The sequence below is a fragment of the Nitrospirillum guaranorum genome (assembly GCF_034653275.1).
In the GTDB taxonomy this organism is placed as follows: Bacteria; Pseudomonadota; Alphaproteobacteria; order Azospirillales; family Azospirillaceae; genus Nitrospirillum.
Map to the genome: position 1 here is coordinate 1,383,861 of NZ_JAYEES010000003.1, position 21,190 is coordinate 1,405,050.

At 68.4% G+C, this 21,190-nt stretch carries 21 protein-coding genes; 12 read left to right on the forward strand and 9 right to left on the reverse strand.

Features of this window, described 5'->3' with window-relative positions; translation table 11 throughout:
• From ggt to UAJ10_RS15325, 5 genes are all read left to right on the forward strand, one after another.
• Complete coding sequence (ggt, locus tag UAJ10_RS15305) at positions 1-1,743, forward strand: gamma-glutamyltransferase (protein WP_322916130.1); 1,743 nt, start codon at positions 1-3, stop codon at positions 1,741-1,743.
• Positions 1,744-1,930: 187 nt separating this feature from the next.
• A complete protein-coding gene (locus UAJ10_RS15310; RefSeq protein ID WP_186457279.1) occupies positions 1,931-2,245 on the forward strand; it encodes a hypothetical protein in 315 nt (104 codons plus the stop codon).
• Between the two features lie 119 nt (positions 2,246-2,364).
• A complete protein-coding gene (locus UAJ10_RS15315) occupies positions 2,365-2,577 on the forward strand; it encodes a hypothetical protein (RefSeq protein ID WP_145729569.1) in 213 nt (70 codons plus the stop codon).
• Positions 2,578-2,847: 270 nt separating this feature from the next.
• On the forward strand, positions 2,848-3,417 hold the full coding sequence (gene efp, locus UAJ10_RS15320; RefSeq protein WP_322916131.1) for an elongation factor P: 570 nt from the start codon (positions 2,848-2,850) through the stop codon (positions 3,415-3,417).
• 140 nt (positions 3,418-3,557) lie between these two features.
• Entirely contained in the window at positions 3,558-4,370 is an 813-nt protein-coding gene (locus UAJ10_RS15325) for an inositol monophosphatase family protein (protein ID WP_322916132.1), read from the forward strand.
• Positions 4,371-4,435: 65 nt separating this feature from the next.
• Here the strand turns inward: UAJ10_RS15325 and UAJ10_RS15330 are convergent, their stop codons facing one another.
• Complete coding sequence (locus UAJ10_RS15330) at positions 4,436-5,812, reverse strand: ATP-binding protein (RefSeq protein WP_322916133.1); 1,377 nt, start codon at positions 5,810-5,812, stop codon at positions 4,436-4,438.
• Complete coding sequence (locus tag UAJ10_RS15335) at positions 5,809-6,555, reverse strand: response regulator (RefSeq protein ID WP_322916134.1); 747 nt, start codon at positions 6,553-6,555, stop codon at positions 5,809-5,811. The genes UAJ10_RS15330 and UAJ10_RS15335 overlap by 4 nt, the downstream gene beginning before the upstream one ends.
• Positions 6,556-6,765: 210 nt before the next feature.
• On the opposite strand from UAJ10_RS15335, the gene UAJ10_RS15340 reads away from it, so the two are divergent.
• The gene (locus UAJ10_RS15340) at positions 6,766-7,584 is read left to right on the forward strand and encodes a MipA/OmpV family protein (protein WP_322916135.1); all 819 of its coding nucleotides are present in this window, start codon (positions 6,766-6,768) and stop codon (positions 7,582-7,584) included.
• Between the two features lie 59 nt (positions 7,585-7,643).
• Here the strand turns inward: UAJ10_RS15340 and UAJ10_RS15345 are convergent, their stop codons facing one another.
• Positions 7,644-8,150, reverse strand: coding sequence for a glutathione peroxidase (locus UAJ10_RS15345; RefSeq protein WP_322916136.1), 507 nt, complete (start codon positions 8,148-8,150; stop codon positions 7,644-7,646).
• 295 nt (positions 8,151-8,445) lie between these two features.
• Between UAJ10_RS15345 and UAJ10_RS15350 the strand changes: the two genes are divergently transcribed.
• From UAJ10_RS15350 to UAJ10_RS15360, 3 genes are all read left to right on the forward strand, one after another.
• The gene (locus UAJ10_RS15350; RefSeq protein WP_322916137.1) at positions 8,446-9,246 is read left to right on the forward strand and encodes an OmpA family protein; all 801 of its coding nucleotides are present in this window, start codon (positions 8,446-8,448) and stop codon (positions 9,244-9,246) included.
• 69 nt (positions 9,247-9,315) lie between these two features.
• Positions 9,316-10,488: a flagellar motor protein MotA gene (locus UAJ10_RS15355; protein WP_322916138.1), complete on the forward strand. Its 1,173-nt coding sequence runs from the start codon at positions 9,316-9,318 to the stop codon at positions 10,486-10,488.
• Between the two features lie 3 nt (positions 10,489-10,491).
• Positions 10,492-11,541: a peptidoglycan -binding protein gene (locus UAJ10_RS15360; RefSeq protein ID WP_322916139.1), complete on the forward strand. Its 1,050-nt coding sequence runs from the start codon at positions 10,492-10,494 to the stop codon at positions 11,539-11,541.
• Between the two features lie 37 nt (positions 11,542-11,578).
• Here UAJ10_RS15360 and UAJ10_RS15365 read toward each other — a convergent pair whose 3' ends face one another.
• Complete coding sequence (locus UAJ10_RS15365) at positions 11,579-12,565, reverse strand: lipid II:glycine glycyltransferase FemX (RefSeq protein ID WP_322916140.1); 987 nt, start codon at positions 12,563-12,565, stop codon at positions 11,579-11,581.
• A 128-nt stretch (positions 12,566-12,693) separates the two neighbouring features.
• On the opposite strand from UAJ10_RS15365, the gene epmA reads away from it, so the two are divergent.
• The 3 genes from epmA to UAJ10_RS15380 all read left to right on the forward strand — a co-directional run bounded on the left by epmA (position 12,694) and on the right by UAJ10_RS15380 (position 14,519).
• Entirely contained in the window at positions 12,694-13,749 is a 1,056-nt protein-coding gene (gene epmA / locus UAJ10_RS15370; RefSeq protein WP_322916141.1) for an EF-P lysine aminoacylase EpmA, read from the forward strand.
• A 75-nt stretch (positions 13,750-13,824) separates the two neighbouring features.
• Complete coding sequence (locus UAJ10_RS15375; RefSeq protein WP_322916142.1) at positions 13,825-14,133, forward strand: hypothetical protein; 309 nt, start codon at positions 13,825-13,827, stop codon at positions 14,131-14,133.
• Positions 14,130-14,519 (forward strand): type II toxin-antitoxin system VapC family toxin, encoded by a 390-nt coding sequence (locus tag UAJ10_RS15380; protein WP_322916143.1) that lies wholly within the window; start codon positions 14,130-14,132, stop codon positions 14,517-14,519. The genes UAJ10_RS15375 and UAJ10_RS15380 overlap by 4 nt, the downstream gene beginning before the upstream one ends.
• 30 nt (positions 14,520-14,549) lie before the next feature.
• On the opposite strand, the gene thiE is transcribed toward UAJ10_RS15380, so the two are convergent.
• The 5 genes from thiE to gap all read right to left on the reverse strand — a co-directional run bounded on the left by thiE (position 14,550) and on the right by gap (position 21,085).
• A complete protein-coding gene (gene thiE, locus UAJ10_RS15385) occupies positions 14,550-15,179 on the reverse strand; it encodes a thiamine phosphate synthase (protein ID WP_322916144.1) in 630 nt (209 codons plus the stop codon).
• Positions 15,180-15,183: 4 nt separating this feature from the next.
• Complete coding sequence (locus UAJ10_RS15390) at positions 15,184-16,113, reverse strand: class I fructose-bisphosphate aldolase (protein ID WP_004271867.1); 930 nt, start codon at positions 16,111-16,113, stop codon at positions 15,184-15,186.
• 175 nt (positions 16,114-16,288) lie between these two features.
• Positions 16,289-19,369, reverse strand: a complete 3,081-nt coding sequence (locus UAJ10_RS15395; RefSeq protein ID WP_322916145.1) for a ligand-binding sensor domain-containing diguanylate cyclase — start codon at positions 19,367-19,369, stop codon at positions 16,289-16,291.
• A 229-nt stretch (positions 19,370-19,598) separates the two neighbouring features.
• Positions 19,599-20,000: a hypothetical protein gene (locus UAJ10_RS15400; protein ID WP_322916146.1), complete on the reverse strand. Its 402-nt coding sequence runs from the start codon at positions 19,998-20,000 to the stop codon at positions 19,599-19,601.
• Positions 20,001-20,077: 77 nt separating this feature from the next.
• The gene (gene gap, locus UAJ10_RS15405; RefSeq protein WP_322916147.1) at positions 20,078-21,085 is read right to left on the reverse strand and encodes a type I glyceraldehyde-3-phosphate dehydrogenase; all 1,008 of its coding nucleotides are present in this window, start codon (positions 21,083-21,085) and stop codon (positions 20,078-20,080) included.
• Positions 21,086-21,190: the final 105 nt, after the last annotated feature.

A 21,190-nucleotide genomic window follows, 5' to 3' on the forward strand; every position in this document is an offset into this window, starting at 1 on the left:
ATGCGGGCCTGGCAGAGTGGCAATCGGCAATCGGGTAAGGGCGTCACGCGTCGTTGGATCAACGCGGCCGCCGCGCTGGCGCTGGGCGTGGCACTGGTCGGGCCCATCAGTGGGCCGCACGCCAAGGAGACGGCGGCCGCGCCGGCCGCCTTGCTGTCGGGTGGCGCCGTGGCCTCGGCCGACACCTTCGGCACGGGCGCCGGGGCGGAGATCCTGAAGGCCGGCGGCAACGCCGTGGACGCCGCCGTGGCCACCGCCTTCGCCCTGGCCGTCACCTATCCCGAGGCCGGCAACATCGGCGGCGGCGGCTTCATGACCCTGTTCGTGGACGGCAAGCCCTACTTCATCGACTACCGCGAGGTGGCGCCCAAGGCCGCGACCCGCACCATGTACCTGGACGCCCAGGGCAACGTCATCCCCAAGCTCAGCCTGGTGGGGGCCAAGGCCGCCGGCGTGCCCGGCACCGTCATGGGCCTGTGGGAGGCGCATCACCGCTTCGGCAAGCTGCCGTGGGCGCGGGTCATCCAGCCCGCCATCACCCTGGCGGAAAAGGGCTTCCTACCGTCCGACAAGATCATCGCCTACCGCACCGACATGATGGCGCAGTTCGCGGGCACCAACTTCGCCCAGTACTTCGGCAGGATGGAGCCGGGCAAGACCTTCACCCAGCCGGAACTGGCCGAGACGCTGAAGCGCATCGCCAAGGACGGGCCCAAGGAGTTTTACACCGGCAAGACCGCCCAGCTGCTGGTTGCCCAGATGAAGAAGGACGGCGGGCTGATCACCGCGCAGGACCTGGCGGACTACAAGGCCAAGTGGCGGGAGCCCATTCGCTTCACCTGGCAGGGCAATGTCGTCTACACCGCGCCGCCGCCCAGCTCGGGCGGGGAGGCGCTGGCCCAGTTGCTGAAGATGAAGGAACTGCGCGCCGCCGACTTCAAGGACGTGCCGCTGAACTCCGCCAAGTACATCCACCTGCTGGCGGAGATCGAGAAGCGCGTGTTCGCCGACCGCGCGGAATACCTGGGCGACCCGGACTTCTACAAGGTGCCGGTGGACAAGCTGATCAGCGACGATTACCTGGCCAAGCGGGCGGCGGAGATCAACCCCAACGCCATCTCGCCCACGCCGGACATCAAGCCCGGCCTGGATCCGCATCAGACCACCCATTTCTCCGTGGTCGACAAGTGGGGCAACGCCGTCGCCAACACCTTCACCCTGAATTTCGAGTTCGGGAATGGCGAGGTGGTCAGCGGCGCCGGCTTCCTGTTGAATGACGAGATGGATGACTTCAGCGCCAAGCCGGGCGTTCCCAACGGCTTCGGCGTGGTGGGCAAGGACGCCAACGCCATCCAGCCGGGCAAGCGCATGCTGTCCTCCATGACCCCCACCATCGTCACCCGCGACGGCAAGGTCAGCCTGGTGCTGGGCACGCCCGGCGGCTCGCGCATCTTCACTGGCGTCTTCCAGGTGATGAGCGACGTCTACGACTTCCACATGCCGCTGCAGGCGGCGGTGGCGGCCCAGCGCGTGCACCACCAGCTGCTGCCCAAGGACACCATCTACTACGATCCTTACGCTCCCCTGAAAGGGCCGGAAGCCGACGCGCTGAAGGTCATGGGCTACACCCTGGTCGACCAGGGCTGGAACATGGGGGATGTGGAGGCCGTGCAGGTGACCGGAACCGAGCTGCAAACCGCGTCCGATCCGCGCGGGCGCGGGGCGGGGCAGGTGGTCCGCTGAGCATAATCGTTTGTTTTTGTTGATGAATTGGCTGGGCATATAAAGTTCCCGGCCAATTCATAATTACGGTCGCATTAAGGCAAACATCGCCCTTAAATCGTCAACATCCGCCTCCAGGATACGACCCATGGGAAGCCGATGACGGCACGAGCCGACAAGCGAGCATCCCCTTTTTGGAGGTAAGATCATGACGAGCGATTTCCTGCGTCTGGCGAAGGTGAAGCGCTTTGCCGCGGTTGCCGCACTGGTCGTGGTCGGGGTCGCCGCATCATCCGGTCTGACCGCGACCAAAGCCAAGGCTGACGAGTATTGGCGCCACCATCACCACGACTACTACCGCTACCACGACTATTATCGTGGCCCGCGGGTCTACGTAGCCCCGCCGTACTACTACGGTCCGCCGCGTCCGGTGTACGTCCCGCCCCCGGCCTACTACGCCCCGCCGCCGCCCCCGGTCTACTATCCGTCGGCTGGCCTGAACGTGGTCATTCCCATCCGCTAACGCCAACCAACCCTTTAACGCCCCAACCCCTAACGCCAATGATTTAGCCGGCGTGAAGCCCGGCCCCGGGGCGGAGCCCTGCCTGGTTCCGCCCCGGCCTTGGAAGCAGTGAGGCCATCATGTTGAAGAAAGCTGTCATCGTCGTCGTGGCCGGATCCCTGTTGGCCGGCTGTTCCGGCCTGAACGCCCGCCAGCAGCGCGCCCTGTCCGGTGGCGCCATCGGCGCCGCGGGTGGTGCCGCCCTGACGGCCATCGTCGGCGGCCCGGTTCTGGCGGGTGCGGCCATCGGCGCCGCCGGTGGTGCCGCCGTGGGCGCCCTGATCAAGCCCTAAGGGATCACGCCCTGAGGCTGTTTCCAGTTCGTTTCCCTATGGTTCTTCTCATTCCCTGTTTCCCGTCCCATACCCTTCCAAGCCCGGCCGGTCTCGACCCGCCGGGCTTTTTCTACGGCGGTTTGCAGGAGCTGGGGCATTCCACAGGATTGTTGGGGGATAACGCCGAAGGGGCATGCGCCCTGGGAATTCCGGCTGATCTTGTCCGGTCGGCAACAAGCTGCTAGGGTCCCCGCCGCTCGCAAACACCCAGGTTAAAGTTGAAGCACCATGAAGGTTAACGCCAACACCATGCGCCCCGGCCACGTTATGGAGAATAACGGCAAGCTGTGGGTGGTCGTGAAGACGCAGATCGTGCAGCCCGGCAAGGGCGGCGCTTTCATCCAGATCGAGATGAAGGACGTGCGCACGGGCACCAAGACGATCGAGCGCTTCCGTACCCAGGAAAGCGTGGAGCGTGCCCGCCTGGACGAACATGAGATGACCTTCCTGTTCGCCGAAGAGGGCGACAGCTACACCTTCATGGACAAGGAAACCTTCGAGCAGGTCTCCATCCCCGGCGATGTCGTCGGCGACGGCAAGGTCTTCCTGACCGATGGCATGGAAGTGACGGTGCAGACCTTCGAAGGCGCGCCCCTGTCGGTCGAGCTGCCGCAGACCGTGACCCTGATGATCACCGAGGCCGACCCGGTGGTGAAGGGCCAGACGGCTTCTTCCTCGTACAAGCCGGCCCTGCTGGAGAACGGCGTGCGCATCCTGGTTCCGCCGCACATCGAAGCCGGCACCCGCGTGGTCGTCAGCACCGCCGAGGGCGAATACATGGAACGCGCGAAGGACTAATCCCCCTTCCGCCGTCGCCCCCGGGGCGACAGGTTCGTAGCCAGAGCGAATTCCGCCTTCCGGTGGAATTCGCTCTCGGCTTTTATGGTAGGGCCGTCCCCCGGGGACGCGCCCGGTGATGAGATCAAAGGGGACACCCCATGGCCGCCCGTTCCGCCATCCTCAACGTCATGACCAAAGCCGCCGAGAAGGCGGGCCGCGCCCTGGTGCGCGACTTCGGTGAGGTGGAGCAGCTGCAGGTTTCCCGCAAGGGCCCGGCGGACTTCGTGTCCGCCGCCGACCGCAAGTCGGAAAACATCATCCGCGAGGAACTGTCCAAGGCCCGCCCCAGCTTCGGCTTCCTGCTGGAGGAAACGGGCAGCGTGGCCGGCAGCGACCCGTCGCACCGCTGGATCGTCGATCCGTTGGACGGCACCACCAATTTCCTGCATGGCCTGCCGCACTGGGCCATCACCATCGCGCTGGAGAAGGACGGCGAGATCGTCGCCGGCGTGGTGTATGAGCCGGTGCATGACGAGATGTTCTGGACGGAGAAGGGGGCCGGCGCCTTCCTCAACCACACCCGCCTGCGCGTCTCCGCCCGCCGCAACCTGCCCGACGCGCTGATCGCCACCGGCATTCCCTTCAAGGGCCATGGCGACCATGCCGCCTACCTGCCGCAGCTGCAGGCGGTGATGGGCGAGGTGGCCGGCATCCGCCGCCTGGGCGCCGCCGCCCTGGACCTGGCCTATGTCGCCGCCGGCCGCTTCGACGGCTTCTTCGAGACCAACCTGAAGCCCTGGGACGTGGCCGCGGGCCTGCTGATGGTGACCGAGGCCGGCGGCTTCGCCACCGAGATCGGTGGCGGCAAGGTGCCGCAGAGCGGCGCCAGCGTGCTGGCCGCCAATTCCCACCTGCACCTGCCGTTGGGCACCCTGCTGCGCAACGCCGGCAAGAAGAAGGCCGCCGGCTGACAGCCACGGTTATTGCCTGGTTCCCGCAAACGGCCCGGACATCAGCGTCCGGGCCGTTTGTCATTTCAGCCGGTCGGCAACGTCACCCGCGCCTCCAGCCCGCCTGGGGACCGGTTGCTCAGGACGATGTCGCCACCGTGGCCGCGCACGATGGCCAGCGCCGCCGTCAGGCCCAGGCCCACGCCGCCGGACACCCGGTTGCGCGACCGGTCCAGGCGGAAAAAGGGGCTGAACACCTGCTCCAGCGCGTCCTCCGGAATACCGGGGCCATCATCCCGCACGACGATGGCCACCGTTCCCGGCAGCTGCTCCAGCGTCACCGCCGGGGGGGTGGCGTGCTTCACCGCGTTCTCGATCAGGTTGGTGACGGCCCGTTTCAGCGCGAAGGGCCGGCCGCGATAGACGGCATGGCTAGGCCCCCCGTAGGCGACGGCCACGCCCTGGTCGGCATATTCGTCGGCGATGGTGGTCAGCAAGCCGCCCAGGTCGAAGGCTGTCACCGCCTCCTCATCCGCGTCGTCGCGGAAAAAGGCCAGGGCACCATCGACCATGGCCTGCATCTCGTCCACGTCGCGGAACAGCCGTGCCTGCTGGTCCGCGTCCTCCACGAACTCGCCCCGCAGGCGCATGCGGGTCAGCGGCGTGCGCAGGTCGTGGGAGATGGCGGCCAGCATGGCGGTGCGATAGCCCACGAACTTCTGGATTTGCCCCTGCATGGCGTTGAAGGCGCGGATGACGCCGCGCAGTTCGCGCGGGCCAGACTCGGCGATGGGCGGGGCCTTGGGATTGGTGCCGAAGTGCCGGGCGGCATCGGCGATGCGCTCGATGGGGCGGGACAGTTGCCGCGCGGCGATCAGCGACACCGCGGCGGCCGACAGCAGCAGCAGGATCAGCGCGATGCCGATGCGGAAGGCGCGGATGGCTTCGCGGCTGCGGCCCAGGGGAAGGTAGATCAGCCAGCTGTCGTCCTTCAGCCGCACAGCCAGGAACTTGTCTGGGAAGCGGGCTGGGAACTGGGCATGTGAGCCGGATGAAAGGTCGTGCCACAGCAACGCCGCTGCCGGGTCGGTCCCGGTGGCTTGGAAGAGGCTCTGCCACCCGCCCTCCAACGGATGGAAGTCACCCAAGCTGCTCTCCTGGCGAAGCAGCGCCGCTATGGGATCATCGGCCGGGTGCCATTCAATGCTGTAGAGCCGCGCGCTGGCGGCGGTGGCCAATGAGGGTCGCAAGGGCGGCGGGGCGGCCTCGATGGCGTGGGTGACGCTGGCCACGACCTGCACCAGGCCGGCGTCGTTGGCCGGTGTCGCCAGCCACGCGCCGGCCAGGCTGACGACCAGGGCGCTCAGGATGGCGGCCACCGTCACGGCCGCCATGATGGTCAGGGCGAATCGCCGCGCGATGGTGTCCTGGGACCAGGTCGGTACGCACCGGCGCGGTATCATTGGCGGCGGACCTCGGGCGTGAAGATATAGCCGCCGTTGCGCACGGTGCGGATCAGCGCCGGACTCTTGGGATCATCCTCCAGCTTGTGGCGCAGGCGGCTGACCTGGACGTCGATGCTGCGATCGTAAGCCGCGTGGCTCAGGCCGCGCGCCAGGTCCAGCAGCTGGTCGCGGGTCAGCACGCGCTGGGGATGCTCCACGAAGGCCAGCAGCAGGTCGAACTCCCCGCCCGACAGCAGCACCAGGGTGCCATCCTCCGACCGCAGTTCCCGCCGCGCCACGTCCAGCCGCCAGCCGGCGAAGCTGAGGCAGGGCCGGGTTTCCGCCGGCCGGCCGGCGGCCTCGCCCGTCCGGCGCAGCACGGCCTTGACCCGGGCCAGCAGTTCACGCGCGTCGAAGGGCTTGGTCAGGTAGTCATCGGCGCCGATCTCCAGCCCCACGACGCGGTCGGTGTGGTCGGCCATGGCGGTCAGCATGATGACCGGCACGCGCGACGCCGCGCGCAAGGTGCGGCAGAGGCTGAACCCGTCCTCCCCGCGCAGCATGACGTCCAGGATCACCAAGTCGACGGGGCCCGCCGCCAGGGCCGCCCGCATGCCCACGCCATCCTCCGCCACCCGCACGGCATAGCCGTGCCGTTGGAAGAACAGCGTCAGCAGGGACAGGATGTCCTCGTCGTCATCGACGATCAGCAGGGTCGGCTGCTGGGCAGGGGCGGACAGTGGGGCGGGCGGTGGCGTCATGGGGCGGCATGCTAGCACGCGCGGCCGCCGCCCTTTGTGTCGGTTGTCCCAGGCGATTGTTTCAGGCTGGACATATTGTGCCCATCCGGCAGCAAAGGCGACATCAGCCATCAAAAATCGGGGCTTAGGGTCCAGCCTCGTTCCGGGGCCGATGGGTTGGGGCCTGGCCGCCGGGCGTCGTTTCCCCAAAGCCGAGAGGCCACGCGCCCCATGCTTTCCCGCACATCCGTTTCCGCTTTTGGCGCCGCGCTGCTGGCCGGCGCCGCCCTTTCCGCCGGCCAGGCCCTGGCCGATGATTCGGTCACTTCCCAGACCCGGCAGCCGCCGGTCTGGGACATCACTGTCGGCGGCGGCGTCGCCGTGCGCCCGACCTACGAGGGCAGCGACCGCTACCGGGCGGCACCGCTGCCGCTGGTCACCATCCGCTATGACGACATGCTGGCCCTGGGGCCGGAGGGGCTCAGCGCCTATTGGCACCAGGGCAATGTGCGTGTCGGTGCCGCCCTGACCTTCGATCCCGGCCGGAATGACAGCAATACCAACAGCCTTTTCAGCAACGGCGACGACCGTCTCAGGGGCCTGGGCGACATCGACACGTCGCTGGGCGTCAAGCTCTTCGGCGCCTATCAGCTGGGCCGCATCAGCCTGGACGCTTCCGTCACCAAGTACACGGGCGACCAGAATGACGGCGTGGTGCTGACGGCCGGTGCGGGCCTGCCGTTCAAGCTGGCCGACCATCTGATCCTGACGCCGCACGTGGGCACCACCTGGGCCAACGACAATTACATGCAAACCTACTTCGGCGTCACGCCGGTGCAGGCCGCCCATTCCCGCTTCGCGGCCTACAGCGCGGGCTCCGGCTTCAAGGACGTCAGCGCCGGCGTCGGCGCGCTGTACCGCTTCAATGAACACTGGTTCGTCACGGGCGACGTGTCGGTGAAGCGCCTGTTGGGCGACGCCGCCGACAGCCCCATCACCTACGACGCCACCAGCGCCCGCGCCTTCGCGACGGTGGGCTACCGCTTCTGAAAAGGAAACGCCCCCGGGCCGCTGGCGCCGGGGGCGTTCTGATCAAGCAGCGCCGGCGTTTAAGCCAGCTGCGCCTCCACGGCCTGGATGATGGCCTCGTTGGACGGACGGAAGACCGAGGACCAGTAGCGCACCAGGCGGCCGTCCTTGCCCAGCAGATACTTGTGGAAGTTCCAGCGGGGGGCGGCGTCCTCGCCGGCCACGTCGACCAGCCAGTTGAAGAAGGGGTGCGCCTCGGTGCCGACCACCACTTCCTTGTCGGCCATGGTGAATTCCACGCCGTAGTTGCGCTGGCAGAAGGCGCCGATTTCGGAGGCCGAGCCCGGCTCTTGCTTACCGAAATCATTGGACGGCACGCCCAGCACCACCAGGCCGCGGGGGCCGTACTTGGCGTGTAGGGCCTGCAGATCCTCATACTGGTTGGTGAAGCGGCAGTTGCTGGCGGTGTTGACCACCAGCACCGGCTGGCCGGCGTAGGCGGCCAGCGGGACGGCGCCCTTGCCGCCCAGGCGCTGGAAGGAGAAGGCATGGGCGGAAGCGGCGGCGGTCTGCGACTGGGGCAGCATGGGGTGGGCTCCTGGCCGGGGGTCCGGCGTGGGCTGGCCTTCAGGATAGGCGTCAGCGTTAATCGATAATTTAGAACTATTCTAAATTGAGCGCCCCCGTCAAGCCTCGTTTGGCATGGCGGGGAACGGGTATGGGCAGGGTTGCGAAACAGCGCATACGGGACCAAGGGGTGATAAAAAGGTTGCGCCGAACATGGATCGGCCACATTTCCAAGGTCTAGTCAGCCTGCTGAAAGTCGTCACCCGCATGCGTCGTTTCCAGATGTATTCCTTACCCGTTGTGGTTGCTATGGCCGTGACAGTGCTGGCGATGCCGGTCGGCGCCCAAACCACCGCGCCCCAAAGCGACGCCACCCCGTCCGTGGTTCCCCAGCCTGGGACCCAGCAGGACGCTCCGAAGCCGTCCGCCAAGCCCAAGGCGACCAAGCAGAAGGCGGCCAAGCCGCCGCCGGCGCCGGCCGTGCCCGGCCAATCCACGGACAGCCAGTCGGGCAAGGCGACCACGCCGCCCGCCTCCGGCGAGCTGGGGGTGCCCACCGTCGGCCGGGCGCCGGCGGCGCCCACGCCCAGGGTGGTGCCGGTGCCGGACATGCCCAAGCCCTTGACCAAGCCTGAGGCCACCCCCATCCCCGGCCACGCGGCGGAGCCGGAGGGGGCCGCCCCTCCCGTCACCACGGACATCCGCCCGCGCGGCGCCACCCATGTGGAAAAGGGCACGCCCGCCACCCAGGCCGACCACCAGACGGTGCCGTTCGCCGCCGGCTCCTCCACCCTCGACAAGAAGCAGGAAGCGGCCCTGGTGGCCATCGCCGGACGCCTGGGGCAGGACCCCAACCGCCGGCTGGAGATTCGGGGATTCGCACCCCTGCCGGCCCTGGACAGGGAGGCCGCCGCCCGGCGCCTGTCCCTATTCCGGGCCATGGCGGTGCGGGACCGCTTGATGGCCCTGGGCGTGGCCAAGGAACGCCTGGTGATCTACGCCATGGGGTCCGTCAACGGCGACCAGGACGACAAGAACGCCGTGCGGGGCGCCAACAGGGGATCGGACCTGCCGGCGGAAGCCTTCGACCGGGTGGAGCTGACCTTCATCCACTGAGCATTCCCCAAGCGGTCCGGGACGGTGGCAGCCGCCCGGGTAAGCCGCGATAGCGATAAAGGAAAAAACGTGTCGCGCCCCACCCCCTATCTTTTCCGCATGTGTGTGTTCCTGGCGGCCATCGCCGCGGTGATGGGGGTGCTCTACCCACAGGTGGAACGGTTCTTCATGGCCAACCCGGCCTTGAACGGCCTGATCCTGGGCGCGCTGGCCATCGGCATCCTTTACATTTTCCGCCAGGCCCTGATGCTGCGGCCGGAGGTGGAGTGGCTGGAGACCTTCCGCAGCGGCGGCGCCACCTCCACCCAGCCGCGGTTGCTGGCCCCCATGGCGCACATGCTGGGGGATCGCGGCCGGGGCGGCACGGCGGGCATGAACGGCAGCCGCCTGACCCTGTCGGCCATCGCCACCCGGTCCCTGCTGGACGGCGTCAGCGCCCGCCTGGACGAAAGCCGGGAGATCAGCCGCTATCTGATCGGGCTCATGATCTTCCTGGGCCTGCTGGGCACCTTCTGGGGCCTGCTACAGACCGTCTCCACCATCGGCGGCGTCATCTCCGGCCTCAAGATGGGCAACGGCGACGCGGTCGCCATCTTCTCCGAGTTGCAGCAAGGCCTGGCGGCGCCCTTGGCCGGCATGGGCACGGCCTTCAGCGCCAGCCTGTTCGGCCTGGCCGGGTCCCTGGTGCTGGGCTTCCTGGAGCTGCAGGCCGGGCAGGCGCAGAATCGCTTCTACATGGATCTGGAGGATTGGCTGGCGGGGTCCACCCGCATCGGTGGCGGCGGCATGGTGGAGGTGGGCGATCAGCCCGTGCCGGCTTATATCCAGGCGCTGCTGGAGACCACCGCCGAGAACATCGAGAAGCTGCAATACACGATGGCGCAGGGGGAGGATAACCGCCGTTCCGCCAACAACCACCTGGTGGCGTTGGCGGAACGGCTGGCCACCCTGTCGGACCAGATGAAGGCGGAACAGCAGCTGATGGTGCGCCTGGCGGAAGGCCAGATGGAGATGCGGCCCGTGCTGCAGCGCCTGGCCGACCAGCTGGGACAGGCGGGGAGCCTGGGCGGTGGCGGCCTGGACGATGCCAGCCGCGCCCACCTGCGCAACCTGGACCTATATCTGGCCCGCCTGGTGGAGGAGGTGGCCACCGGCCGCGTCCAATCCACCCAGGAAATCCGTACCGAGATCAAGATTCTGACCCGCACCATCGCGGCGCTGGGCGAAGGGGCGGAGCGCTAAGCCATGGCGGGCATCGGCCGGCGGGCCTCGCGTCGCCATCTCGACATCTGGCCTGGTTGGGTGGATGCGCTGTCCTCCCTGGTCATGGTCATCGTCTTCCTGCTGATGGTGTTCGTGCTGTCGCAGTTCGCGCTCACGTCCCTGCTGCACGGCAAGGACGAGGCGCTGGCCCAGCTGAACAGCCGCATCGCGCTGCTGGCCGACCAGCTGGCCATGGAACAGGCGGACAAGGCCAAGCTGGCCGCGGACATGGCGGCGCTGACGGAGCAGCTGCAGGCCTCCCTGGCCAAGAACACGCAGCTGCAGGCGGACCTGGACGCGGCGGGCAAGGCCAAGGACGACCTGGCGGCCCAGGTGCAGGCCCTGACCGATGCCGCCGGCGCCAAGCAGGCGGAGCTGGACAACGAGAAGACCGTCAGCGCCCAGGCCAAGGCCCAGGTCGACCTCTTGAACCAGCAGCTGGCGGCGCTGCGCCAGCAATTGGCGCAGCTGAACGCCGCGCTGGCGGCGTCTGAGCAGAAGGACAAGGAACAGCAGGTCCAGATCGTGGATCTGGGCAAGCGCCTGAATGCCGCCCTGGCCGGCAAGGTCGCGGAACTGGCCCGCTACCGCTCCGAGTTCTTCGGCAAACTGCGCGAGGTGCTGGGCGACCGGCCGGACATCCGCATCGTGGGCGACCGCTTCGTCTTCCAGTCCGAGGTGCTGTTCGACAGCGGCAGCGCCGAACTGGGCGACCGGGGCCGCAAGCAGCTGGCCAGCCTGGCCAAGACCTTGCTGGACATCTCCAAGAAGTTCCCCAAGGACCTGAACTGGATCCTGCGGGTGGATGGTCACACCGACGCCGTGCCCATCCACACCCCCGCCTTCGCCAGCAACTGGGAACTGTCGTCGGCCCGCGCCACCGCGGTGGTGAAGTTCCTCATCCAGCAGGGCGTGGCGCCGGAACGCCTGGCCTCCACCGGCTTCGGTGAGTTCCAGCCGCTGGAGCCGGGCGACACCCCCGACGTTCGCGCCCGCAACCGCCGCATCGAGCTGAAGCTGGACCAGCGGTGAGGGGGGCCGCGCCTGGCGGTTGAGGGGCGGCGAAAAGCTAGTTCCACACGCCGGCCAGTTCCACCTCTTCCCCGCCCAGGCCGCGCTTGAAGGTGTTGATGCCCTCCACATCCGGTGTCAGGCCGCCCAGGTCGAAGGCGACGCGGCCTTGGGCCTTCAGCTCCAGACAGGCGCGCCACAGCAGCAGGTGGTGGGCGCGGGTGCGGCGGCCGTCCGGGCCGCTCCATCCCACCTGGTAGGTCGCGGCCACGCCGTGGCCGAGGATCAGCATGCCGGCCACAGGCTCACCATCCAACAGGGCGCGCAGGACCAGCACGTCGCCGTCCTTGTGCATGGCGGTGCGCAGGCGGGTCAGCAGCTTGGTGCCGGCGGCGCGGTACTTGCGCTCCTTGCGGTCCGCCTCATGCTTTTCCAGCAGCCAGGGCAGGGTGGCGCCGTCGCGGTCCACCTCCACCACCAGGCCCGACTTCTCGCCCTGGCGCAGCTTGTTGCGCCACTTGGGGTCCAGCCGCGCGCGCAAGGTCGCCTCGTCATGCGTCAGGTCCAGCCAGACGGTGCGGTAGCCGGGTCCGGGCTGATGGCGCCAACCCGCCCATTTCAGGGCCGTCGTGGCCAAGGGGCCGGCCGGCAGCTCAGCGATGACGCTGGGCCAGCGCAGCAGGCCGGTGGGATAGGCCTGGCGCAACAGGCGGTAGGCCACACCCACGGTGCCCCAGTCCTGCGCCTCCGGTACCAGCAGGGGACCCCTGTGGACCTTGGCGACGCGCACGGCGCGGACCAGGCGTTTCTCCAGCACCAGCACCAGGCCGATGGGTTGGCCGTCCCGCTCGAAGATGCCCAGGCGCGGCTTCCATCCCTCTACCGTCATCATGGCGGTGGCGTAGCCGAAGCACTGCGTCAGGCTGCTGCGCGGCACCCGTCGCAACAGGGCGTTCCATTCGCTGATGCGGGCGCCGTCCCAGCGCAGGGTGACGTTGGGCGCCGCGCCTGTCGCCTTGGGTTCCGGCTGGGGCGCGGGCTTCACCGGGGGCGGGGCCTTGGATTTGGCAGGGAGCGATTTGGCGGGGGTGGGTTTGGCCACGGGACTCGACAGCGGCAGGTTGGAACGGTATGCCGCCCAGCATATCGCTTGTCGTGGAAGGACCACCAGCCATGAAGACCCCCATCCAGCCCTGGTGGCACCCCGACCGCATGGCCCGGCGCGCCGCCAACCTGAAGGCGCGCGGCGCCATGGCCCGCGCGCTGCGCCGCTGGTTCGAGGATGGCGGGTTTGAAGAGGTGGAGACGCCGGCCCTGCAGGTGTCCCCGGGGCTGGAACCGCACCTGATGGCCTTCGCCACCGAACTGGTGGGTAGCCACCCGGACGACCGTCTGACCCTGCGCCTGCACACCAGCCCGGAATTCACCATGAAGAAGCTGCTGGTGGCCGGACTGCCGCGCATCTTCCAGCTGGCCCATGTCTATAGGAACGGCGAGCGCTCCCCCACCCACAGCCCGGAATTCACCATGCTGGAGTGGTACCGGGCGGGTGCCGGGTATCGCGACCTGATGGACGATTGCATCGGCCTGACCCGGGCGTTGTGCGCGGCCGCCGGTGTCGACATCCTGCGCCGGGGTGACCTCATCTGTGATCCGCTGGCGGAGTGGGAGGTGCTGACGGTGCAGGAGGCGTTCCAGCGCCATGTCGGCATCGACCTGCTGGCGACGGCGCCCGACCCCACCCGGCCCGACGTGACCTTGCTGGCCCAGGCGGCGGAGGCCGTGGGCATCCACGCCCATGCCGGCGACAGCTGGGAGGACCTGTTCTTCCGCATCAGCCTGGATCGGATCGAGCCGCACCTGGGCATGGGGCGCCCGACCTTCCTGACCGACTACCCCGTCTCCATGGCCGCCCTGTCGCGGCCCAAGCCGGAGGATGGCCGCGTGGCGGAGCGGTTTGAGCTGTACGCCTGCGGCGTGGAGCTGGCCAACGCCTTCGGTGAGCTGACGGATGCGGCCGTGCAGAAGGCTCGTTTCGAATCCGATATGGATTTGAAACAGGCGCTGTATGGCGAGCGTTACCCCATCGACGCCGATTTCCTGGCGGCCCTGGAATTCGGCCTGCCCGACTGCGCCGGCATCGCGCTGGGCTTCGACCGCCTGGTCATGCTGGCCACCAACGCCGCCGCCATCGACGACGTGCTGTGGGCGCCGGTGGCCCTGCCCTGAGGTGATTCGACTTGGGGGCAGGGCGGGCGTATAGTGGAGTTGCTTCATGGGCAACGATGGCGACAGGAGGCGGATATGGCGCGTAACGCGACACTGGTTGTCGAGCTTCCTTCCGATGTCACGGCGAGCTTGAGCCGTCTTGCGACCGTGACACGGCGAGGGCAGTCTGCTTTAGCTGCGGATGCGATTACCGACTATGTCGCGCGGGTAGAAGCTGACACCGCCGCCCAATTGTCGGAAGCGGAGTGGCGGGTGGAAAAGGAGCGGCGTAACGCTTTCTTGCGCGAGATATTGAAAGAGGCTCGGCGCCGTTCAACCGGAGAGGCATTCGACGCGGCCCGGAGTCAGGATTTTCTCTATGATGAGGATGGCCTGCCCGGATGATATCCATCGTGGTGGATAGTTCAGCGTTGATCGAAATCGTCCGGGATGGTCCTCGGGCTGATGAATGCGAAGCGTGCCTGGAGCGTGCGGATCAAATGTTCATCAGCGCTGGAACTCTGGCGGAAGCGTTGATCGTCGCGCGGCGTAAAGGGCTTGGGGATCTTTTGGAACTTTTGGCCGGCCGCCAGGCGATGACTGTGGTTCCGATCAGCGCGAACGAAGCGCGCCGTGTTGCCGATGCCTATGATCGCTGGGGAAAAGGCGTGCACCCGGCGGGGCTGAACATGGGCGACTGTTACGCCTATGCCTTGGCGTGGGAGCGCAATCTGCCTCTCCTCTTCGTCGGCGACGACTTTTCCAAGACGGACGTGATCCCGGCGCTGTGAGGCGCCGGGTGTTCATCACGCCCCCAGCTCTCACGCTTCGGCGATGGCCTTGTTGAAGGCCTTTACCGCCGCGCCCGGTCCTTCCGGGTGATGCCAGACGGCCGAGACCACGGCCAGGAAGTCGGCGCCGGCGCGCACCAGGTCGCCGCAGTTGTCCGGCGTGATGCCGCCGATGGCGACGCAGGGGATTTCCATCATCTCCTGCCACCAGGTCAACAGGTCGGGCGTGGCCCGGTGCTCCGTCTCCTTGGTGCCGGTGGGGAAGAAGGCGCCAAAGGCGACGTAGTCCGCCCCGTCCTCGCCCGCCACCATGGCCAGGTGACGGCTGTCGTGGCAGGTGACGCCGACGATGGCCTCGGCGCCCATGATCTTGCGCGCCTCGCGATAGGGCGTGTCGGTCTGGCCGACGTGCACGCCGTCGCAGCCCGTCTCGCGGGCCAGGCGGGGATGGTCGTTCAGGATGAAGGCCACCTCGCGGCTTTGCGCCACGGGACGCAGCACGTCGATGGCGCGACGCACGGTGTCGTCGTCCACATCCTTCAGGCGCAGCTGGACGCAGGCGACATCGCCCGCGTCCAGGGCCGCGGCCAGTTCAACGGCGAACGCCGCCGGCTCCAGGGCCGGCGGCGTCACCAGGTATAGACGGCAATCAGCCTTCAAAAACTTATTCCTTGCCCTGGTAGATGCGAACGATCCGGTCCAGCAAGGCCAACGCGTCCTCGCGGCTGCGCTGGAAGCTGTTGCGGCCGATGATGGAACCGTTGCCGCCGCCGTCACGGATGGCGCGGGCGTCATCGAACACCGCGTCCTCGCCCTTGGCGGCCCCGCCGGAGAAGACCACCAGGCGCTTGCCGTTGAAGGCGGAGCGCATGACGTCGGCCACGCGCTCTGCCTGGGTGGACCGGGCTATGCCCTTGGCCTCGTAGACCTTCTTGGACTCCTTGTTGCCCAGATGGTCGGTGGCCAGCTTCACCTTGATGATGTGGGCGCCCAACAGTGCGGCCATGTGGGCGGCATAGGTGCTGATGTCGATCGCCAGCTCGGCGTCCTTGTCCAGGTCGCCGCCGCGCGGGTAGGACCACAGCACGGTGGCCAGGCCGCAGGCCTTGGCCTCGGCGGACAGTTCGCGGAACTCCTCGAACTGGTCGAACATGGCGTCGGAGCCGGGGTAGATGGTGAAGCCGATGGCGGAGCAGCCCAGGCGCAGGGCATCGGCCACGGTGGCGGTCACCGCCTGGTCCGGCGCATCGCCGCCGCGCGACAGGCTGTTGGAGCTGTTCATCTTCAGGATGGTGGGGATGGCGCCCGCGAAGGTGGCGGCACCCTGCTCCAGCATGCCCAGGGGGGCGGCGTAGGCGTTCAGGCCGGCGTCGATGGCCAGCTGGAAATGATAGTGCGGGTCGTAGGCCGGCGGGTTGGGCGCGAAGCTGCGCGCGGGGCCATGCTCAAAGCCCTGGTCGACGGGCAGGATGACCATCTTGCCGGTGCCGCCCAGGCGGCCTTCCATCAGGATGCGGGCCAGGTTGGCCTTGGTGCCGGGATTGTCGCTCTCGTACCAGGAAAGGATTTCCTTAACGCGGCGGGTCAGCTTCATGGTTACGGTATCCCCGAGTCTGTTTTGAGTGTTTGTGTTTATTGTACGCGTGATGCCGGGTTGATATCCCAGCATCGGGTGCTTGGCAATCTGCCCCAGGGTCGGGGCGAGATCATGGCAGATTTCCGCCAAAAGCGGCGGGCGACTAGTGATCTTCCTGGGGCCGCGCGCCGCGTTATTGCGGGTTGCCATCCGCCCCCTTGTTCTTCGCCTTGCCGGCGGCCACCCGGTCGCGACCGGCCCGCTTGGCGGCGTACAGGCCATGGTCCGCCCGGTCCAGCAGCTCTTTCAGCGGCAGGGTGGGCGGGCCGGCGGCCACGCCGATGCTGACCGTCACGGCGACGACGCCCGCCCCCGCGATGTCATAGGGCGCACCACCCACGGCCTGGCGCAAACGCTCCGCCACGGCCAGGGCCGCCGCCTCGTCCGCGTCGGGCATGAACAGGGCCAGTTCCTCTCCGCCCAACCGGGCGAAGACGTCGGTCTTGCGCAGCAGGGCGCGGATGCGGGCCACCACGGCCAGCAGCACCTCGTCCCCCGCGCTGTGGCCCAGCGTGTCGTTCACCTGTTTGAAGTGGTCGATGTCCATCATCAACAGCGCGGCCGGCGTGCCCATCGGCCGGGCCAGGGCCAGCGCCGCCTCCGCCAGTTCCATGAAATGGCGGCGGTTGTGGATTTCCGTCAGCGGGTCGCGGTTGGCCAAGTCCTTCAGCCGCTCGTTCGCGGCCAGCAGATCCCGGGTCTGGCGGGCGACCTGCTGCTCCAACACGGCGCGGCGGCGCCGCAGGTAGGCGGTGCGGATCTGCACCAGGGCCACGACCCCGCCCAGCGCCACCGCGGCGGCGGCCAGCTTGGCCCACAGCGTCTGCCACCAGGCGGGTTGCACCTTGATGGACACCGCGACGGGGGTGGACCAGTCGCCCGTCCGGTCGCCCGCCTTGATCAGCAGCTTGTAGCGGCCCGGCGGCAGGTTGGTATAGGCGGCCATGCGCTGGGTGGCGTCGGCTTCCGTCCAATTCTCGTCGAAGCCGCTCAGCGTGTAGGCATAGCGCATGTCCTCCGGCGCCGCGTAGTCCAGGGCGGCGAAGGAGATCTCCACGCTGCGGTCGCCGGGGGCCAGACGGATGGGCGCCGGCGCCGCCATGGTGCCGACTGGCACGGCCCGGCCGGCGACGCGCACGGCGGTGACCACCACCGGGGGCCGCTCGGTTCTCGGCTTGAAACGGTCAGGATGCACCACTGTCGCGCCGCCGCCGCCACCGAAGATCAGGCTGCCGTCGGGCAGGGTGGCGCCGGAATGAATCCAATAAGCGGGGATGGCGACGCCGTCGGCCCGTCCCAACGACCGGGTGGCCCAGGTGTCGGGATCGATGACGGCCAGGCCGTCGGCCGTGCTGGCCCACACCCGGCCGCCGCCGTCCATGAGAAGGGTCCCGATGTTGTCGTTGGGCAGGCCGTCGGCCATGGTCAGGCGCCGGAAGACGCCCCGGGGATGGTCCGGGCCCGCCGGCCGCTCCAGCACGCCGATGCCACCGCCCAGGGTCCCCAGCCATAGCCGGCCATGGCGATCCGTCATCAGGGTGGTGATCAGATCGGCTGGCAGGGAGTGGGGATCGGCCGGGTCATGCATATAATGGCTGAAGGCGCGGGTGCCCCCATCCATGCGGTCCAGGCCTCGCCGGGTGCCCACCCACAGGCCGCCGGCGCCATCCGACAGGATGACGTTGACGCTGTCATCGACCAGCGAGGCCGGGTCGTCGGGGCTATGCCGGAACACCGTGGCCTCGCCCGTCGCGGGGGTGTAGCGCACCAAGGGGCCGGCGGCGAACCAAAGGACGTCGCCCTCCGGCAGGCCGTAGATCATCGGGCTGACCACCTGGCCGGGAAAAGCGTGCTGCACCAGCTCGCCCGTGCGGGGGTCATGGCGGAACAGGGCGCGCCCCGTGCCGGCCCCCAGCCAGACCCCGCCATCCGGCGCACCGGTGATGCTGACCACGCCACCCGGGGGCAGGTCGGCCACGTGGGGCAGCGGCGTGACCACACCGGCGGCCGGATCCAGCAGGGCGGCGCCGTGATCCTTGAAGCCCATCCAGGCCCGGCCGTCCGGGGTGGTGGTGATACCCAGGACGTTCGCATCGGGCAGGCCGCCCGCGCTTGAGTCGGGCAGCAGAGTGTCGACGGCGTCGGCGCGCAGGTCGGTGCGGCTGACGCCCACGTTGGTGGCCGCCCACAGCAAACCCGTGCGGTCGCGCATCAACGCGTGGACGCTGTCGTCCCCCAGGCTGGTGGGGGTCAGGGGATTATGGCGCAGGGTACGCAGCGCGCCGGTGGCGGCATCGATGATGGTGATGCCGCCAGCCACCCGGCCCACCCAGATTTCGCCCGGCCGCCCCTCGGTCAGGCAGAACACCAGCGGACCGCCCAGGGCTTGGGGGCTGGCCTCCGGCACGAGGCGGGCGGGACCCCAGGCAGAGGCGGAGACGGGCAGGACCCGGCCCAGGCCGGAGCGCACGGTGGCGAACCACACCCGTCCGGCGCTGTCCTGGGTCAGGGCGACGACCTCGTCCGTCACCGTCTGGTCATGGGCGTCCATCAGGGGGATGGGGGTGAAGGCGGCGGCGCCGGGGTCCCGGCGCATCAGGCCGGTGACGGTGCTGACCCACAGGCTGCCGTCATTGGTGCGCAGCAGGGCGCGAATGCGGTCGCCGGGGGCGGAGGTGGCGTCCCCGTCGCGGTGCGCCTCCCGCGTCACCGTGCCGGCGGCGTCCACATGTTCCAGCCCCGAGTTGGTGCCCGCCCACACGCCGTCGCCGCCGTCACCGACCATGCTCAGCACGCCGCCGCGCGCGGGCAGGCCCGCCGGCTCCGGGAATTCCTGGAACTGCCCGGTGGCGGGATCGTAGCGCGCGATGGTGCCGGTGGCGGTGGATACCCACAGCCGGCCGGCGGCGGCGGGAACCAGGGCGGTGATGACGTTGCCCGGCAGGCTGCCGGCAACGCCGTCCTGGTGCTGGAAGGTGCGGAAGCGGTAGCCGTCGTAGCGGGACAGACCACCCTGGGTGCCCACCCAGACGAAGCCGTCGCTGTCCTGCGCCAGGGCCATGGCGATGGGGTGGGGCAGGCCGGACTCCCGGCCGACATTGCTGAAGAGGGTGGCGTGCAGCCGTTCCCACCCTGCCGGTGCCGCGCCGGCGCCGGTGGCAAGGATCAGGGGCGCCGCCGCGAGAATGATCAGGATTTGTCGTAATTGCCGCACAACGGTTCCCTAAATCCCGACATCATCCGCCACGTCGCTAGATGTACACGCGGCCAAGCCTTCCGGATAGGTCGATTGCGGGTGAATCGCCAGGCTGATGACTAGGCGCGTGCTGATATGGGGACTGGGGCTGCTGTCTTCATGTTTAAATGAGCGACACTTAACAGAACGTGAACTCGCTCAATATTGGGGAACCACAATAATAGCGTCTGGTTCTGAAAGCTGAGTGTTAGGGTCCCGCCAGCCACGCGCGGCTGGCCGCCACCGGATCGCGCCGGCCCCGTAGGTCCAGGGCGTCGGTTGCTTCCGCCGGGTGCAGGCGTGCGCCCCGGGGCCGGGCGATGTCGGCCAGGCGCGCGGCCGCGGCCTCGTCGCCGGAAAAGGCGATGTCGGGGATGTCCAGCGCCAGGGCGGCCAGGGCGTGGCCGGCGGCGTCGCCGCAATCCAGCACGGCCGTCAGGGGGGCCTCCGGGAACTCCGCCGCGATGGCATCCAGCAGGGCGCGCCAGCCGCCGGCGCCCAGCGCCCCGCCGGCATCCGGCGCGCTGACCAGGCGCACGGGGGCGCCCGCCGCCGCCGTCAGCGCGGCGCGGGCGTCATCCAGGCACAGGACGCGGATGGGGCGGCTCACCACGGTTCAAATCCCGAAAGAAAAGGGCGCCGCGGCATGGCCGTGGCGCCCTTCATCCTACTCAATCCCGGTCGGGATCAGCCAACCTTGTGCAGGGCGACGGCCGTGTCGCTCATGCGGTTGGAGAAGCCCCACTCGTTATCGTACCAGGTCATGATGCGCACGAAGGTGCCGTCGATGACCTTGGTCTCGTTCAGCGCGAAGATGGACGAGTGCGGGTCGTGGTTGAAGTCGGTGGACACCAGCGGCTCGGCGTAGACGCCCAGGATGCCCTTCAGCGGGCCCTCGGCGGCGGCCTTGATGGCGGCCGAGACTTCCTCGACCGTGGTGGCCTTCTTGGCCACGAACTTGAAGTCCACGACCGAGACGTTGGGGGTGGGGACGCGCAGCGAGGTGCCGTCCAGCTTGCCCTTCAGCTCCGGCAGCACCTTGCCCACGGCCTTGGCGGCGCCGGTGGAGGTCGGGATGATGTTCAGGGCGGCGGCGCGGGCGCGATGCAGGTCCTTGTGCATCGTGTCGACCGTGTTCTGGTCGCCGGTGTAGCTGTGGATGGTGGTCATGAAGCCGTGCTCGATGCCGATGGCATTGTTCAGCACGTAGGCCACCGGGGCCAGGCAGTTGGTGGTGCAGCTGGCGTTGGAGACGATCTTGTGCTCCGCCGTCAGCTTGCCGTGGTTCACGCCGTAGACGACGGTGATGTCCTCATCCGTGCCGGGGGCGGAGATCAGCACCTTCTTGGCGCCGGCGGTCAGATGCTTGGAGGCGCCTTCGCGCGAGGTGAAGATGCCCGAGCACTCCATGGCCACATCGATGTCCAGGTCGCCCCACGGCAGCTTGGTCGGGTCGCGTTCCTGCACGACCTTGATCGTGTGGCCGTTGACCACCAGGTTGCCGTCGACCACCTCGACCGTGCCGGGGAAGCGGCCGTGCACGCTGTCGTACTTCAGCAGGTGGGCGTTGGTCTTGGCGTCGGCCAGGTCGTTGATGGCGACCACCTCGACGTCCTTGCGGCCGCTCTCGTAAATGGCGCGCAGCACCAGACGGCCAATGCGCCCGAACCCGTTGATGGCAACACGAACAGCCATGTGTCTTCCTCCGACATCGTTGAACCGGCCGTGGGATCGGGCCGGCTATGCTGAAACCTTGAAGATGGTAAACGCCACGCCATCGTTTTAGGCGCTATGGGGCTT

Coding starts and splice junctions, on each gene's coding strand:
- UAJ10_RS15360 (WP_322916139.1), top strand. CDS start 10,492: ATGGCGGGCATCGGCCGGCGGGCCTCGCGTCGCCATCTCGACATCTGG.
- UAJ10_RS15375 (WP_322916142.1), top strand. CDS start 13,825: ATGGCGCGTAACGCGACACTGGTTGTCGAGCTTCCTTCCGATGTCACG.
- gap (WP_322916147.1), bottom strand. CDS start 21,085: ATGGCTGTTCGTGTTGCCATCAACGGGTTCGGGCGCATTGGCCGTCTG.
- UAJ10_RS15345 (WP_322916136.1), bottom strand. CDS start 8,150: ATGCTGCCCCAGTCGCAGACCGCCGCCGCTTCCGCCCATGCCTTCTCC.
- UAJ10_RS15310 (WP_186457279.1), top strand. CDS start 1,931: ATGACGAGCGATTTCCTGCGTCTGGCGAAGGTGAAGCGCTTTGCCGCG.
- UAJ10_RS15340 (WP_322916135.1), top strand. CDS start 6,766: ATGCTTTCCCGCACATCCGTTTCCGCTTTTGGCGCCGCGCTGCTGGCC.
- UAJ10_RS15380 (WP_322916143.1), top strand. CDS start 14,130: ATGATATCCATCGTGGTGGATAGTTCAGCGTTGATCGAAATCGTCCGG.
- efp (WP_322916131.1), top strand. CDS start 2,848: ATGAAGGTTAACGCCAACACCATGCGCCCCGGCCACGTTATGGAGAAT.
- UAJ10_RS15335 (WP_322916134.1), bottom strand. CDS start 6,555: ATGACGCCACCGCCCGCCCCACTGTCCGCCCCTGCCCAGCAGCCGACC.
- UAJ10_RS15390 (WP_004271867.1), bottom strand. CDS start 16,113: ATGAAGCTGACCCGCCGCGTTAAGGAAATCCTTTCCTGGTACGAGAGC.
- epmA (WP_322916141.1), top strand. CDS start 12,694: ATGAAGACCCCCATCCAGCCCTGGTGGCACCCCGACCGCATGGCCCGG.
- ggt (WP_322916130.1), top strand. CDS start 1: ATGCGGGCCTGGCAGAGTGGCAATCGGCAATCGGGTAAGGGCGTCACG.
- UAJ10_RS15315 (WP_145729569.1), top strand. CDS start 2,365: ATGTTGAAGAAAGCTGTCATCGTCGTCGTGGCCGGATCCCTGTTGGCC.
- UAJ10_RS15325 (WP_322916132.1), top strand. CDS start 3,558: ATGGCCGCCCGTTCCGCCATCCTCAACGTCATGACCAAAGCCGCCGAG.
- UAJ10_RS15330 (WP_322916133.1), bottom strand. CDS start 5,812: ATGATACCGCGCCGGTGCGTACCGACCTGGTCCCAGGACACCATCGCG.